The 14,656-nt window shown below is 72.9% G+C and carries 14 protein-coding genes; all 14 read left to right on the top strand.

The annotated features are described in order from the left end of the window. Positions 1–49 precede the first annotated feature (49 nt). The 14 genes from FQ330_RS10745 (at position 50) to FQ330_RS10680 (ending at position 14,655) form a co-directional block, all read left to right on the top strand. Positions 50–1,297 carry a glutamate-5-semialdehyde dehydrogenase gene (locus FQ330_RS10745; protein ID WP_146357468.1) on the top strand — a complete coding sequence of 416 codons (1,248 nt, stop codon included), beginning with the start codon at positions 50–52 and terminating at the stop codon, positions 1,295–1,297. 34 nt (positions 1,298–1,331) lie between these two features. After that, positions 1,332–1,523, top strand: coding sequence for a hypothetical protein (locus FQ330_RS10740; RefSeq protein ID WP_128189740.1), 192 nt, complete (start codon positions 1,332–1,334; stop codon positions 1,521–1,523). Between the two features lie 10 nt (positions 1,524–1,533). Beyond that, a complete protein-coding gene (gene nadD / locus FQ330_RS10735; protein ID WP_128189741.1) occupies positions 1,534–2,130 on the top strand; it encodes a nicotinate-nucleotide adenylyltransferase in 597 nt (198 codons plus the stop codon). Continuing rightward, a complete protein-coding gene (locus tag FQ330_RS10730) occupies positions 2,127–3,275 on the top strand; it encodes a hypothetical protein (protein WP_128189742.1) in 1,149 nt (382 codons plus the stop codon). The genes nadD and FQ330_RS10730 overlap by 4 nt, the downstream gene beginning before the upstream one ends. 16 nt (positions 3,276–3,291) lie before the next feature. Then, the gene (rsfS, locus tag FQ330_RS10725; RefSeq protein WP_128189743.1) at positions 3,292–3,675 is read left to right on the top strand and encodes a ribosome silencing factor; all 384 of its coding nucleotides are present in this window, start codon (positions 3,292–3,294) and stop codon (positions 3,673–3,675) included. Between the two features lie 365 nt (positions 3,676–4,040). After that, positions 4,041–5,054 carry a LacI family DNA-binding transcriptional regulator gene (locus FQ330_RS10720; RefSeq protein ID WP_146357466.1) on the top strand — a complete coding sequence of 338 codons (1,014 nt, stop codon included), beginning with the start codon at positions 4,041–4,043 and terminating at the stop codon, positions 5,052–5,054. Further along, complete coding sequence (locus FQ330_RS10715) at positions 5,051–5,968, top strand: carbohydrate ABC transporter permease (protein WP_146357464.1); 918 nt, start codon at positions 5,051–5,053, stop codon at positions 5,966–5,968. Before FQ330_RS10720 ends, FQ330_RS10715 begins: the two co-directional genes overlap by 4 nt. After that, positions 5,965–6,801, top strand: coding sequence for a carbohydrate ABC transporter permease (locus tag FQ330_RS10710; protein WP_146357462.1), 837 nt, complete (start codon positions 5,965–5,967; stop codon positions 6,799–6,801). Before FQ330_RS10715 ends, FQ330_RS10710 begins: the two co-directional genes overlap by 4 nt. 46 nt (positions 6,802–6,847) lie before the next feature. Beyond that, complete coding sequence (locus tag FQ330_RS10705) at positions 6,848–8,146, top strand: ABC transporter substrate-binding protein (protein ID WP_146357460.1); 1,299 nt, start codon at positions 6,848–6,850, stop codon at positions 8,144–8,146. 78 nt (positions 8,147–8,224) lie between these two features. Further along, positions 8,225–9,376 carry an ADP-ribosylglycohydrolase family protein gene (locus FQ330_RS10700; protein WP_192575928.1) on the top strand — a complete coding sequence of 384 codons (1,152 nt, stop codon included), beginning with the start codon at positions 8,225–8,227 and terminating at the stop codon, positions 9,374–9,376. Continuing rightward, the gene (locus FQ330_RS10695) at positions 9,373–10,740 is read left to right on the top strand and encodes an ADP-ribosylglycohydrolase family protein (protein ID WP_225792818.1); all 1,368 of its coding nucleotides are present in this window, start codon (positions 9,373–9,375) and stop codon (positions 10,738–10,740) included. Before FQ330_RS10700 ends, FQ330_RS10695 begins: the two co-directional genes overlap by 4 nt. Further along, positions 10,737–12,704, top strand: a complete 1,968-nt coding sequence (locus FQ330_RS10690; RefSeq protein ID WP_146357456.1) for an SUMF1/EgtB/PvdO family nonheme iron enzyme — start codon at positions 10,737–10,739, stop codon at positions 12,702–12,704. Before FQ330_RS10695 ends, FQ330_RS10690 begins: the two co-directional genes overlap by 4 nt. Beyond that, positions 12,701–13,888, top strand: a complete 1,188-nt coding sequence (locus tag FQ330_RS10685) for a CaiB/BaiF CoA transferase family protein (RefSeq protein WP_225792817.1) — start codon at positions 12,701–12,703, stop codon at positions 13,886–13,888. The genes FQ330_RS10690 and FQ330_RS10685 overlap by 4 nt, the downstream gene beginning before the upstream one ends. Then, entirely contained in the window at positions 13,885–14,655 is a 771-nt protein-coding gene (locus tag FQ330_RS10680) for an HpcH/HpaI aldolase/citrate lyase family protein (protein ID WP_146357452.1), read from the top strand. Before FQ330_RS10685 ends, FQ330_RS10680 begins: the two co-directional genes overlap by 4 nt. Position 14,656 lies beyond the last annotated feature (1 nt).

Genomic DNA, 14,656 nt, shown 5'->3' with positions numbered 1-14,656 from the left:
ACCCCCGCACGAGGCTCCCCGCGCATCCGCCCGCTCCTAGGATCGAGGCATGCCCGATGACCTCGACCGGCTCCTGACCGACGCCAAGCGCGCCTCCCGCGAGCTCGGCGTCGCGCCCGCCGAGCGGCGCCACGCCGCGATCACCGCGATCGCCGACGCCATCGAGCGCGCGGGCGACGCGATCCTCGCCGCGAACGCCGAGGACCTCGAGCGCGGCCGCGCCGGCGGCCTCGCCTCCGGCCTGCTCGACCGGCTGCTGCTCGACGAGGGCCGCATCGCCGCCCTCGCCGCCGCCGCCCGCCAGCTCGCGGCGCTGCCCGACCCGATCGGCGAGGTGCTGCGCGAGCGCACGCTGCCGAACGGGCTCGAGCTCACCGAGGTGCGCGTGCCGTTCGGCGTCATCGGCGTCATCTACGAGGCCCGCCCCAACGTCACGGTCGACCTCGCCTGCATCGCGCTCGGCTCCGGCAACGCGGTCGTGCTGCGCGGCGGCTCGGCGGCCGAGCGCACGAACGCGGTGCTCGTCGCGACGATGCAGGACGCGATCGAGGCGTCGGGCCTCCCGCGCGCGGCCGTGCAGACGATCGACCGCTTCGGCCGCGACGGCGCCGGGCGCCTCATGCGGGCCCGCGGCCTCGTCGACCTGCTCGTGCCGCGGGGGAGCGCCGCGCTCATCGAGCGGGTCGTCACCGAGTCGACCGTGCCCGTCATCGAGACGGGTGCCGGCGTCGTGCACGCCTTCGTCGACCGGGCGGCGAGCCTGCCGATGGCGCTCGAGATCCTGCTGAACGCCAAGACGCAGCGCACGAGCGTCTGCAACTCCCTCGAGACGGTGCTCGTGCACCGCGACATCGCCGACACCGCGGTGCCGGCGATCGCCGACGCCATGCGCGAGGCGGGCGTCACCATCCACGCCGACACCCCGCTGCCCGGCGTCGACGCGCCCGAGCCGCTGGGGGAGCAGGGGTGGTCGACCGAGCACCTCTCGATGGACGTCGCGATCGGCGTCGTCGACGACGTGCGCGCGGCGATCGAGCACGTCAACGCCTTCGGCACCCACCACACCGACACGATCATCACCGACGACGCGGATGCGGCGGACCGGTTCCTCGCGGAGGTCGACTCGGCGGTCGTCATGCACAACGCATCCACCCGGTTCACCGACGGCGGCGAGTTCGGCTTCGGCGCGGAGGTCGGCATCTCGACGCAGAAGGCGCACGCGCGCGGCCCGATGGGGCTCCCGGAGCTCACGAGCACCAAGTGGATCGTGCGCGGCACGGGCCAGGTGCGCGCGTGAGCCGCGCTAGAGTGGGAGTCGATCGGAGGCTTCCATGACGCTGACATTCCTGAGCGCGACGACGCTCGCCGCTGCTGCTGCGGCGGAGTCCGAGAGCGAGCTCGGCGCCTACATCGCCGGCGGCATCACCGCTGCGGTGTTCCTCATCTCGGCGATCGTGCTGCGCTCCTTCCGCGACGTCGCGCACCGCGCGCCCGGCGACGTGCACGGCTCCGACCACGCCTGACGCAGCCGACGTGCCGCAGCGCCGTCGCCGCCTGGGCATCATGGGCGGCACGTTCGACCCGATCCACCACGGGCACCTCGTGGCGGCGAGCGAGGTGGCCCACCACTTCGCGCTCGACGAGGTCGTGTTCGTGCCCACCGGCGAGCCGTACCAGAAGCGCAAGGTCTCGCCGAGCGAGGACCGCTACCTCATGACGGTCGTGGCGACCGCGTCGAACCCGCGGTTCAAGGTCAGCCGCGTCGACATCGACCGCGACGGCCCCACCTACACGATCGACACGCTGCGCGACATGCGCGCGCAGCACCCCGACGCCGAGCTGTTCTTCATCACGGGCGCGGATGCGTTCGCGTCGATCGTGGGGTGGAAGGACGCGGATGAGCTCTGGCAGCTCGCGCACTTCGTCGCCGTCACGCGTCCGGGGCACCACCTGTCGATCTCCGGATATCCGCCGGACCGCGTCTCCGAGCTGGAGATCCCCGCACTTGCGATATCCTCGACCGATTGCCGTGCGCGCGTCCGCGCCGGCTACCCGGTCTGGTATCTCGTGCCAGACGGAGTGGTTCAATACATCAGCAAGCACGACTTGTACCGGAGACTGACAGCATGACCGATGCGAACGAAGGGCAGCCGCTCACCCGGCGCCAGCTTCGAGAGCTCGAGCGCGCTGCCGAGGCCGCACGCAACGGCGGCACCCCGCCCGTCCCCGCCGAGGGAGCCCAGGCGCAGGTGAGCGAAGCACCGGTCCGCGAGGGCCGGCACTCGACGCCGAGCGTGCCCGCGGCGCCGGAGGAGGCCCGCGAGGCCGAGCAGCCCGCGCTGCAGGAGCCGCCGCAGAAGCCGCAGGGCCGGTTCTTCGGTCGCCGCAAGCCGCAGGGCGCCGAGGCGCCCACGCAGGCGGTGCCCGTCGAGCAGGCGCCGATCGAGCTGCCCGAGACCGTGGCCATGGATCGCGTCGAGCCCGCCGAGGCGGCCGAGGCCGACGTGATCGAGGCCGAGCTGCACGCACCCGAGGCGAGCGGCGCATCCGTGCCCGCACCCTCGGCCGCGCGCCGCTCGAGCGTGCAGGTCGACGACGTGCAGGGCCTCGACACCGTCGACGACGATGAGGTCGACAGCCTCGAGATCGACGAGGTCATCGTCGAGCAGCCGCGCGTCTCGTCGCGCCGCGTCGCCGAGTCGACGCCCGCCGAGCTCGAGGACCGCCGCCGCGCCGCCGAGGCCGCCGGCGCCGAGGAGGCGCTGCCGACCGGCCCGACGCGCGGCCAGGCGATGCGCCTGCCGGTGATCGTCAACGTCGTGTCCGACACCTCCGAGCACCACATCGCCGACCTGCGCGAGCAGGGCGTGGCGGGCGAGGGCGGCGGATCGTCGACCTCGTCGATCACCGCCAACGCGCTCGTGCTGCCGGCCGGCTCCGACAGCCCCGAGTTCCAGCTCGAGGGCGACGACGGCCTGCTGGTCACCGGCTCCATCGACGTGCCGGAGGGCTTCGCGTCGTCCGGCCGCGGGAGCGCCTCGATCGACGGGAGCGATGTGGATGGCGATGTCGCCGACGGCGAGGTGCAGAGCCCCGAGACGGCGCCCGTGCGCGCCTCGAAGGCCGTCTCCTCGTACGCGAACGCGCGCGTGCAGATCGCGCCGCAGAAGCAGCGCTCCAACGTGTGGCCGGTCGCGATCGGCGTCGGCGCGGGAGCCTTCGTGGTGGGCGTCGGGGCATTCCTGACGGTCGCCCTGACGCAGGGCTGGCTCTGAACGCCGGGAGCGCTCGATGAGCGCCGACCAGAAGGCGATCGAGCTGGCTCGCGCCGCCGCCCGTGCCGCCGACAAGGCGCTCGCCGTCGACATCGTGGGCCTCGACGTCTCGGGACAGCTGCCGCTGACCGACGTGTTCGTGATCGCCACGGGCCGCAACGAGCGCCAGGTGAGCGCCATCGCGCGCGAGATCGAGGATGCCCTCATCCTCGACGGCGCGAAGCCGGTGCGCCGCGAGGGCCGCGCTGACGGCCGCTGGGTGCTGCTCGACTTCTCCGACATCGTCGTGCACATCTTCCACGAGGAGGAGCGCACGTACTACCAGCTCGAGCGGCTCTGGCGCGACGCCGGCGTCGTCGACCTGCAGCTGCCCGACGCGGCCGCCCCGGCCGCCGAGTAGCGCGCCGCGCGCTCGCAACGCGCGCCCGCCTGCCCACCCACGCGCATCCGCCGCCGTGAGTGGCGCGTTGCGCACTCGAGTGGCGCCTTGTGCGATCGAGTGGCGCCTTGTGCGATCGAGTGGCGCCTTGCGCGTTCGGGTGGCGCCTCCCGCGATCGGGTGGCGCCTTGCGCGGATCAGTGGTGCCTCCCGCCGTCGACTGGCGCACGCTGGCGGGTCGGTGCGCTCGTCCCGCATCGGAGACGAGCGCTCGTCGTCTCGGAGTTGCGTACCTCGCACATGGCGCGTACTGTCGCTGTCAGCACGATTGGAAACGTTTCCAATCCGAGGTACGACGAGCGACGGAGCTCGGAGCGGAGCGGGGCATGGCGGGCACACCCACGATCGCGTCGGTCGCCGACCGCGCCGGTGTCTCGATCGCCACGGCCAGTCGTGCCCTGCACGGGCACGGGGCCTCGCCGCGCACCGCTGAGCGCGTGCGCAGCGCCGCCGCTGAGCTCGGGTATCGCCCCAACGCGGTTGCGCGTGCGCTGCAGTCGGGACGCACGGGCCAGATCGCCATGATCGTGCCGGATGCCGCCAACCCCGTCTACGCGAGGATGACCAGCGCCGTGCAGCACGAGCTCGCGGCTGATGACCGGCAGCTGCTCGTCACCCAGGCGGTGGAGCCGGCCGCTGTCGCGGCCGCCATCGCCCGGTTCGGCCCGAGCACCATCGACGGGCTCATCGTCGTGCCGCTCCGCCCCGAGCAGCAGGTGCTCGAGGCGCTCGAGCGCTCGGCGGTGCCGACCGTCGTGATCGGATCCCTGCCCGAGGGCGCAGCGCAGGGCGCCGTGCGCGCCGACTCGCGAGCCGGCGTGCGGCTGGCGATCGACCACCTGGTCAGCCAGGGCGCCCGTCGCATCGCGTTCGTGAACGGCCCAGTCGACACCACGCCGGGGCGCCAACGACTGGAGGGCTACCGCCGCGCCATCGAGGACGCCGGACTGGAGCAGGATGCGTCGCTGGTCGTGGCGGCCGCCGACTTCACGCACGCGGCTGCGCTCCCGGCGGTCGACGAGCTGCTCGATCGCGGCGTCGACTTCGACGCACTCGTCGGCGCGAACGATCTGATCGCGTTCGCCGCCCTGCGCGCGCTCTCCGTGCGCGGCCGTGCTGTACCGGGCGATTGCCTGGTCGTCGGCATGGACGACACGGAGCTGGCGCAGATCGCGATCCCGAGCCTCACGAGCGTCGACCTCGGCGCCGAGGCCCGAGGGACGCTGGCCGCGGAGCAGCTGTTGGCCTCGTTGCGCGGTGACGCGGATGCGATCGCGGGCGCGGTCGTCGCGCCGAGGCTCGTCGTGCGGGAGTCGAGCACAGGGATGGAGCCGCGATGAGCGCCGTCGACGTCGTCGTCGCCGAGCGCGGCCTGCGACGCCGGTCGCGGTTCGGCGCCGAGCGCGGCGCGTGGCTGCTCTTCCTCCCGGCGATGCTGCCGATCCTCGCCTTCAGCGTCTGGCCGCTGCTGCAGGGCATCGCGCTCGGCTTCACGAACGCGACAGCGGGCCGCGACGTGGTCGTCGAGTTCAACGGCGTCCAGAACTACGTCGACCTCGCCGGCTACGAGCTCTTCTGGAACTCCTTCGGCATCGGGCTCATCTGGGCGTTCTCGGTGACCCTGATCCAGTTCGTGGCGTCGCTCTGCCTCGCCCTGCTGCTGAACGCCAACCTCTGGGGCCAGGGCGTCGCTCGCACGCTCGCGCTGATCCCGTGGGCGATGCCTCCGGTGATCATCGCGATCATGTGGCGGCTGATGCTGCACCCCACCTACGGCGCGGTGAACGGCGGGATGGGCGCGCTGGGGCTGCCGGACAACATCAACTGGCTGGGCCAGGCCTCGACCGCGCTGCCCGCGGCGATCGTCGTGGGCGTGTGGGCGGGCATGCCGCAGACGACGATCACCCTGCTCGCAGGCCTCCAAGGGGTGAACGCCGAGCTGCACGAGGCGGCGCAGATCGATGGTGCGAGCACCTGGCAGAGGTTCATCTCCGTGACGCTGCCGGCGCTCCGACCCGTGATCGTCGCGATCACGACGCTCGACTTCATCAACAACTTCAACTCCTTCGCGCTGGTCTACGTGCTCACCGCGGGCGCCTGGGGCACGATGCTCCCGATGCTGTTCGCCTACAACGAGGCATTCCGGTACGGCAACTTCGGGCTCGCGAGCGCGATGGGCAACGTCATCGTCATCGTGATCACGTTCTTCCTCTTCTTCTACCTGCGTGCGCAGGCGAAGGGGCGTGAGTCATGAGGCGTCGCGTCACGCTCGGGCGAGCGCTCCAGTACGTCGCCATCGCGCTGTTCATGGTCTTCCTCGCGTTCCCGCTGGTGTTCCTCTTCACCACGGCCTTCAAGACGCAGGCCGAGCTGCAGTCGCCCGATCCGCAGCTGCTGCCCGCGCAGTGGAACCTCGACAACTTCGCAGCCGCGATCGAGCGCGCGAACCTGGTGCAGGCGGCGGGCAACAGCCTGCTGGTGGCGGTCGTGACCACGCTGATCGTGGTCGTGATCTCGCTGCCGGCCGCCTACGCGCTCGCGCGCTTCCGCACCCGGCTTCGGAAGCTGGCCACGGGATGGATCCTGCTCTCGCAGGTCTTCCCGTTCATCCTCATCATCATCCCGCTGTACCTGATGCTGCAGCCGATCGGCCTCGGGAACTCCCTCGCGGGACTGGTCGTCGTCTACGTGGTCTGGTCGCTGCCGTTCGCGCTGTGGATGCTGCAGGGCTACGTCGCGTCGATCCCCGTCGACCTCGAGGAGGCCGGGGCGATGGACGGCGCGCCGAAGTGGCGCGTGCTCATCTCGATCGTGCTGCCGCTCCTCGCGCCGGGCCTCGTCGCGACCAGCCTGTTCGCGTTCATCGGCGCGTGGAACGAGTTCTTCTTCGCCCTGGTGCTCATCAAGGACGAAGCCCTCCAGACGCTCCCGCAGCGGCTGGCGCTGTTCGTCGGCGCCGAGGGCCAGGTGCAGCTCGGCCAGCTCGCGGCCGCTTCGCTGCTCGCAGCCATCCCGAGCCTGCTGTTCTTCGCCCTCATCCAGCGCCGCCTCACCTCCGGCCTGCTCTCCGGCGCGGTCAAGGGCTGACCGACCTCCCATCCACGACAACCCCATCCCACAACGAGGAGACACCATGCACCGCACACCCCGCGCCGCGATGACGCTCGCGGCCGGCGCTCTGCTGCTGACCGGCTGCGCCTTCGGCGGCGGCCAGGCACCGACCGCCACCGAGACCACGGACCCCACCGAGGAGGTGACGCTCACGTTCCAGTCCCTGGCCTTCCAGGACGCGACCATCGCCGCGACCGAGGAGATCGTCGACTCCTGGAACGAGGAGCACCCCGAGACCCAGATCGACCTCGTGCAGGGGTCGTGGGACAACGTGCACGACCAGCTGGTCACGCAGTTCCAGGGCGGCGACGCCCCGGACATCATCCACAACGAGGCCTCGGACATGGCCGGCTTCGCGCACGACGGCTACCTCGCCGACCTCACGCCCTACCTCAGCGAGGACCTGCGGGGCGACGTCGCAGAGGGCGTCTGGACCACGGTCACCGCCGGCGACGAGGTCTTCGCGGCCCCGACGTTGATGCAGTCGTACGTCGCGTTCGCCAACACCGCTGCCTTCGAGGCGGCAGGCGTCGAGGTGCCGACCGGCGACTCGCTCGCATGGAGCGAGGTGCGCGAGATCGCGCAGCAGCTCACCGGCGACGGCACCTACGGCCTCGGCTGGGGCCTGAAGTCCCCGACGGCGCCGTTCATGAACCTCGCGCTCGGCGAGGACGGCACGTTCTTCGAGGTGGATGCCGAGGGCCAGGCCACGATCGACGTCGGCGAGGGCGAGCTGGCACTGCCGCAGACCGTCCACGCGATGGCCTACGAGGACCAGTCGCTCGACCCGGTCACGCTCACGCAGTCGGGCGGCGACGTGCTGCCCGGCTTCCTCGGCGGCACCTACGGCATGTACATCGGCGGTTCCTACCTCGCGCAGCAGATCGCCGACACGGCGCCGGAGGGCTTCGAGTGGACCGTGCTCCCGCCGCTCGCCGGCAGCGCCGGCCCCGCGCAGGGCACCTCGCCGCAGACCCTGTCGGTCTCGGCGGACTCGGAGCACGTCGACCGCGCCGCAGCGTTCATCGACTACTACATGCAGGCCGAGCACCTCGCCGCTGTGGGGCAGGGCGACGCCCTGATCCCGGCCACGGGCGCGGCGCGCGACGCGCTCGCCACGGCGACGGAGGGGCAGACCGGCTGGGCCGAGATGCTGGCTTCGGGCGAGGTCCTGGAGGCCGCGCCGTTCCAGCTCGCGGTGAACTACCCGCAGTGGAAGGACCAGTACGCGACCCCGGCGTTCCAGCAGTACCTGGCGGACTCGATCAGCCTCGAGGAGCTCACCGCGCAGCTCACCGAAGGCTGGGAGTCGATCCAGTAGCGAACGACAGCCGCGCAGGGGGCGGGAGCACCGCCCCCTGCCAGGCCCATGCCCGTGCACGACCTGATCGGAGATCCCATGACCGACGCAGCCTTCGCCGATGTCGCGACTGCCGCACTCGCAGGCGCTGCCGTCGCCGACGCGCTCGGCGGCGCAGCCGAGGGCAACACCCCTGAGGCCATCCAGCAGCGCTACGGCGGGACGATCGAGGGCATCGTGCCGCCCTTCCTCGACGACTGGCGCACGGCGCGGCCCATCGCGCCGTACCACAAGGGCGACGGCCACGTCACCGACGACACCCTGATGACCAACCTGCTCGTCGACGTGTATGCACAGGTGCGGCGCCACCTCACGGCGCACGACATCGCCGACCACCTCGTGCCGCGCATGATCGGCGACGTGCAGTGGATCCCAGAGCTCGAGGCGGAGGCGCTGCCCCTGCAGCGGGTCTTCCTCGCCGAAAAGTGGCTCGTCGCGCGCCTGCACTACGGCCACGTCGACCCGCGGGAGGCCGGAGTCGGCAACGTCGTGAACTGCGGGGCCACCATGTACGTGGCGCCCGTCGGCCTGGTCAACGCGGGCGATGCCCGGGGGGCCTACGCCGAGGCGATCGACATCGCGGGCGCGCACCAGTCCAGCTACGGGCGCGAGGCGGCCGGGGTGTTCGCCGCCGCGGTGGCAGCAGCGGCGGCTCCGGGGGCGAGCGTCGACGGTGTGCTGGACGAGGCGGTCGGCCTCGCCCGTGACGGCACGCGCGCGGCGCTCGAGGCGGTGGTCGACGCCGGCCGCGGCCTCGACGGCTGGCGCGACGGAGGCCTCGCCCAGCTGCGCGAGGCGGTGCGACCGTTCGACACCGTCGGTGACACCTACCGGCAGCCCGCGATGGACGCACGGCTCCCCAGCCGGACCAAGGCGATCGAGGAGCTGCCGATCGCGTTCGGGCTGCTGGCGGCATGCCGCGGGGACTACCGCGAGGCGGTCCTCGGCGCCGTGAACTACGGTCGGGACTCCGATTCGATCGCCGTGATGGCGGGCTCCATCGCCGGCGCGCTGGGCGGCCTCGCGGCCGTGCCCGCGGAGTGGATCGATGCGGTGGGGGAGGCCTCGAGGCTCGACCTGCGGGCTCCCGGCGCGACCATGGCGGCCGTCGCCGCCGAGGTGTGGCAGGCGGACGACGCGAGGCACCGCGCGCGGGCGGCGGCCGCCGCTGCCCTCGGGCTCTCCGCGTGAGTGCCGCACCAGCGCTGCTGCGACTGAGCTGGACGCAGCCAGAGGACCTCGCAGCGCACGCACTCGCGGCCGCCCGGCTCGACGGGCTCGACGTCTCGGCACTGGAGGCCGAGCTGACCGCCGCAGGCGGGAGCCTGGACGCGCCCGTCAACGGCGCGACGCCCGTGCCGGCGAGCCGAGAGCTCCGCGAGGTCGCGGCGCGCATCACCGATGCCGCCACGGCGATGCCTCGGCCGAGCGCGCTGCGCGAGCGCGAGCCCGACCGCTGGGAGGCGATGGGGCTCCATCCCGCACCGATCGCGGTCCGCGCGGGGCTGAGCGAGCGACTGCGCGGCGCGTGGCTGGGCCGCGCGGTCGGCTGCCTGATCGGCAAGCCCGTGGAGAAGATCCCGCGCGAGGGCATCCGAGCGATCGCGCAGTCGACCGGCCGCTGGCCGCTCCGCGGGTACTTCACCGAGCAGGGGCTCGACCGCGAGGTGGCCGAGCGCTGGCCCTGGAACCGGCGATCCCGTCCCACGAGCCTCGACGGCGTGATCGATGGCATGCCGGAGGACGACGACCTGAACTTCGCGGTGCTCGCACTGGTCGCGCAGGAGCGCGCTCGTGCGGCAGGAGCCGCCGTGACGACCGAGGGAGTCGCGCAGCTCTGGCTGGAGCAGCTGCCGGCGGGCCGCGTCTTCACCGCCGAGCGGATCGCGTACCGGAACCTCCTGGCCGGGGACGAGCCCGCCGTCGCCGCGGAGCGGGGCAACCCCTTCGTCGACTGGATCGGGGCGATGATCCGCACCGACGCGTACGGCTGGGCGCACCCGGGGGACCTCGGCACGGCAGCACGGCTCGCCGTCGCCGACGCGCGTCTCACGCACCGCAGGGCTGGGGTGCACGGCGCGGCATTCATGGCCGGGGCCGCCGCCGCTGCCGTCGCCGGTGCGACGACCGGCGATGCCGTCGCAGCGGGCCTCCAATGCGTCCCCGAGCAGTCGCGCCTCGCCGATGCCGTTCGGTTCGGCCGTGACCTCGCGGCGTCGGACCTCGACGACGAGGCAGCGCTCGACGAACTGCACCGCGCCTACGGCCACCTGCACTGGGTGCACGTGCTGAACAACGCGGCGCTGCTCGCATTCGCCGCTCTGCGCGGCCACGACGACTTCGCACGCGGTGTCGGCCTCGCGGTCGCGGGCGGCTGGGACACCGACTCGGTCGGTGCCAGCGTCGGCAGCCTGCTCGGCGCTGCTGGCGGCGTCCCGCAAGAGCTCGCCGCCCCGATCCGCGGCGTCTACCGCACCACGCTCGCCGGCTTCGACGGCATCGCGTTCGACGAGCTCGCCGCGCGCACGCTCGCGCTGACGGAGGAGGCAGCATGACGAGCGACCCGGACGAAGCCGCCACCAACGCGCTCGACCCGCTGGTGCCCCGGCCCATCGACCTGCCGACGCACGTGCCGCTGCCGCGCGACGGCGTGCGACTGGCCGACGCCGACTTCGACGTCGCCAAGATCCTCGCCGCGCCCGACGACCCGGCGCGCTGGGACGAGTGGCGCGCCGAGATCGACGCGCTCGCAGCGGAAGCGCGAGCGAGGCTCCAGCACGATGACGGGGCCTACGACGCCGTGCCCTGGGCCTCGCGCTGCCGAGTCGCGGCGCAGATCTGGCTCTGGGACGAGCGGCTCTGGGACTGGCGCGAGCGTCGGTTCACGCCCTCGCGCCTGCTCTCGGCTTACGCCGACATCGGCGGGCTGGACGGGCTGGTGCTCTGGCACGCGTACCCGTGCATCGGCATCGACGAGCGCAATCAGTTCGACTGGTACCGCGACGTGCCGGGACTGGCTGACCTGGTGTCCGACCTCCGAGCCGCCGGGGTGCGCGTCTTCCTCGACTACAACCCATGGGACACGGGTACCCGCCGCGAGACGGATGCGCGCGGGCGCGTGGTCGCGGACGGCGAGGCGCTGCGCGCTGTCGCCGACGCGCTCGCCGCCGACGGGGTGTTCCTGGACACGCTGAAGCAGGCCGACCCCGCCTTCCTCGACGCAGTCGGGGGCGAGCGGCCCCTGGCGCTGGAGGGCGAGTCCCGGGTTCCCGACGAGCGGCTGCGCGACCACGTCCTGTCCTGGTCCCAGTGGTTCGCCGACTCCGACGCGCCCGGTGTGCAGCGGGCGCGACTCGTGGAGCGGCGCCACATGCTGCATGGCGTCCGGCGGTGGAACCGCTCCCACGTGGACGAGCTGCAGACGGCGTGGATGAACGGCACGGGCATCCTGGTGTGGGATGCGGTCTTCGGCGTCTGGGTGGGTTGGAACGCGCGCGACCGCTCGATGCTGCGCTCGATCTCGCGCATGCAGCGCGCCTGCCACGAGCTGCTCGAGCGCGGGACGTGGGCGCCGCTCGCAGGCGCCACATCGGACGCTGCGGCGCTCGGCGTGTACGGCTCCACCTGGACGCTCGACGGCGTCACGCTCGTGACCCTCGTGCATCGCGGGGACGAGCCCGTCACCGGTCGCTTCCTCGCCCCGCTCGAGGGGCGGCTGTGGGATCTGACCCGGGGCGCGTCGACCGACGGCGAAGTGACCATCCCCGCGCGCGGCGCGGCTGGCGTCCTGGCTGTTCGCGGGGCCGAGCCGGACTGGCTGCCGGGGCTGCTCGCCGCAGCAGCAGCGGACGCGCCGGAGACCGACGCGACATTTCCGGCTCGCGAGACCGTCCGCATCCCCGTGCCCACGACGACGGCGGCGGCGCCGACCGACGTCGTGGCGCTGCCTGCGGGGGAGCGGCGGCTCGAGGTGCTGTGGCGACGTCGCGAGACGGGGCTCTACGGCGAGGCCCCCTACGTGGAGGAATGGAAGCCGCTGCCGCCCCGCCTCCACGACGATCGCCGCGTCGAGGTGCGCGTCGCGCTGGGAGCGGTGGCTGTCGCGCGCCGCGAGGTGAGCGTCGCGGAGTGGAACGCGAACTGCTCTGCCGCGGGGCTCGAGCCGCGCGGCGGCGAGCCGGAGGCCCCGGTGACGGGCGTGGACCTCGACGAGGCCCGCGCGTTCGCGGCCGCGCTGGGTGCTCGGCTGCCGACCGATCACGAGTGGCAGGTGGCCGGCGACCGGCTCGAGCGGCGCGGACCGCGCGTGTGGAACTGGACGGAGAGCGAGATGACCGACGGCATCACCCGGCGGGTGATCCTCAAGGGCGGCAGCGAGCGGGCGATGACCGGCTCCGACTGGTACGCCGACGGAGGAGCCCAGCCGCCTGAGCGCTCGCTCGCGTGGCTCCGCACCGGCATCGATCGGAGCACGGCGATCGGCTTCCGGCTCGCATGGGACGACGAGGTCGCGCGGTGACGGGGCCGCTCGATGGCGTCCGCGTGCTCGACGTGTCGACGCTGTTCGCGGGTCCGCTCGCCGCGACGTTCCTCGGCGACTTCGGGGCCGACGTCATCAAGGTCGAGCACCCCAGGCGGCCCGACGCGTCTCGAGGGCACGGACCGGCCAAGGAGGGCATCAACCTCTGGTGGAAGACGCTCGGCAGGGGCAAGCGCACGGCGACGCTCGACCTGTCGCAGCCGGAGGGAGCGGCGCTGCTGCTCGAGCTGGCGCGCGGCGCCGACGTGCTGATCGAGAACTTCCGCCCCGGCACGCTCGAGCGGTGGGGGCTGGCCCCGGAACGGCTCCTCGCCGCCAACCCCGCACTGGTCATAGCGCGGGTGACGGCCTTCGGGCAGACCGGCCCGATGGCGCGCCAGCCGGGCTTCGGCTCGATCGCGGAGGCGATGAGCGGGTTCGCTGCGATCACCGGCGAACCGGATGGGCCGCCCATCCTGCCGCCGTTCGGGCTCGCGGACGGCATCACCGCGCTCGCGACCGCGTACGCGTGCGCGATCGCCCTGCGCCACGCGGAGCGCACGGGAGAGGGGCAGGTGGTCGACATGGCGATCATCGAGCCGATCCTGATGCTGCTCGGCGGGCAGATCACCGCCTACGACCAGCTCGGCCTCGTGCAGCCCCGCGTCGGCAACCGATCCGTGAACAACGCGCCGCGCAACGTCTACCGCACCGCGGACGGCCGCTGGGTGGCCGTGTCGACGTCGTCGCAGTCGGTGGCCGAGCGCGTCATGACGCTGGTCGGGCGCCCGGATGTCGTCGACGAGCCGTGGTTCGCCTCGGGTCGCACCCGCGTCGAGCACGTCGACGAGCTCGATGCGGCGGTCGGCGGCTGGATCGCCGCCCGCGAGCTCTCTGTGGTCGTCGAGGAGTTCGCCCGCGTGGAGGCCGCGCTTGGGGTGGTCGACGACATCTCCGGTGTGATGGCCAACCCGCAGTACGAGGCGCTCGGCACGATCCTGCCGATCGACGACCCGGAGCTGGGCGAGATCCGGATGCAGAACGTGCTCTTCCGCCTCTCGGCGACGCCCGGCGAGGTGCGCCACACGGGGCGCCGCCACGGAGAGGACACGGATGCCGTCCTCGCCGAGCTCGGCATCACGCCCGAGCAGGCGCGAGCGCTCCGTGAGCGGGGGATCGTGTGACCGTCGCGCTGTACGTGCCGGGCGATCGCCCCGACCGCTTCGCGAAGGCCGTCGCCTCCGGAGCCGACATCGTGATCCTCGACCTCGAGGATGCCGTGGCGCACGACAGGAAGGCGCGCGCGCGGCAGGCGGTGGTGGCGTTCCTCGAGGAGCGGGGCGCTGCCGGGCTCCAGGTGCGCATCGGCGGGCTGGAGGATCTCGAGTCGCTCGCCGCGCACGACGTGGAGCTGCGGGTGCCGAAGGTGCGCGGACCCGAGGACCTCGACGCCGTGGTGGACCGCCTCGGCGCCGCGCGGAGGCTGCACGCGATCGTGGAGGACGCGGCGGGCATCGGACAACTGGAGGAGATCGCTGCGCACCCCGCCGTCGTGTCCGTCGCGCTCGGCGAGTCCGACCTGCGCAGCGACCTGGGGGCGAGCAGCCCCGCGATGCTCGAGCATCTGCGGATCCGCCTCGTGCTCGCGGTCAGGGCTGCGGGGCTGCCGGCGCCGCTGATGTCTGTCTACTCGGCGATCGCAGACCTCGAGGGGCTGGAAGCGGACTCGAGGTCAGGGGCGGCGCTGGGGTTCGGCGGCCGCACGGCCGTGCACCCCGCGCAGATCGCGCCGATCAGACGAGCGTTCGCGCCGTCGGCCGGGGAGGTCGCGTGGGCGGAGGAGGTGCTCGCCGCGCTCGACAGCGCTGCGGGGGTGACCACGCTCGCCGATGGGCAGATGGTTGACGAGGCGATGCGTCGTCGAGCGGAGCGCATCCTCGCCCGCCGCTGAC

The organism is Agrococcus sediminis (assembly GCF_007923295.1).
GTDB lineage: Bacteria > Actinomycetota > Actinomycetes > Actinomycetales > Microbacteriaceae > Agrococcus > Agrococcus sediminis.
This window is presented reverse-complemented; position numbering and strand designations above follow the sequence as displayed.

Coding starts and splice junctions, on each gene's coding strand:
- FQ330_RS10745 (WP_146357468.1), top strand. CDS start 50: ATGCCCGATGACCTCGACCGGCTCCTGACCGACGCCAAGCGCGCCTCC.
- FQ330_RS10740 (WP_128189740.1), top strand. CDS start 1,332: ATGACGCTGACATTCCTGAGCGCGACGACGCTCGCCGCTGCTGCTGCG.
- FQ330_RS10730 (WP_128189742.1), top strand. CDS start 2,127: ATGACCGATGCGAACGAAGGGCAGCCGCTCACCCGGCGCCAGCTTCGA.
- rsfS (WP_128189743.1), top strand. CDS start 3,292: ATGAGCGCCGACCAGAAGGCGATCGAGCTGGCTCGCGCCGCCGCCCGT.
- FQ330_RS10720 (WP_146357466.1), top strand. CDS start 4,041: ATGGCGGGCACACCCACGATCGCGTCGGTCGCCGACCGCGCCGGTGTC.
- FQ330_RS10715 (WP_146357464.1), top strand. CDS start 5,051: ATGAGCGCCGTCGACGTCGTCGTCGCCGAGCGCGGCCTGCGACGCCGG.
- FQ330_RS10710 (WP_146357462.1), top strand. CDS start 5,965: ATGAGGCGTCGCGTCACGCTCGGGCGAGCGCTCCAGTACGTCGCCATC.
- FQ330_RS10705 (WP_146357460.1), top strand. CDS start 6,848: ATGCACCGCACACCCCGCGCCGCGATGACGCTCGCGGCCGGCGCTCTG.
- FQ330_RS10700 (WP_192575928.1), top strand. CDS start 8,225: ATGACCGACGCAGCCTTCGCCGATGTCGCGACTGCCGCACTCGCAGGC.
- FQ330_RS10690 (WP_146357456.1), top strand. CDS start 10,737: ATGACGAGCGACCCGGACGAAGCCGCCACCAACGCGCTCGACCCGCTG.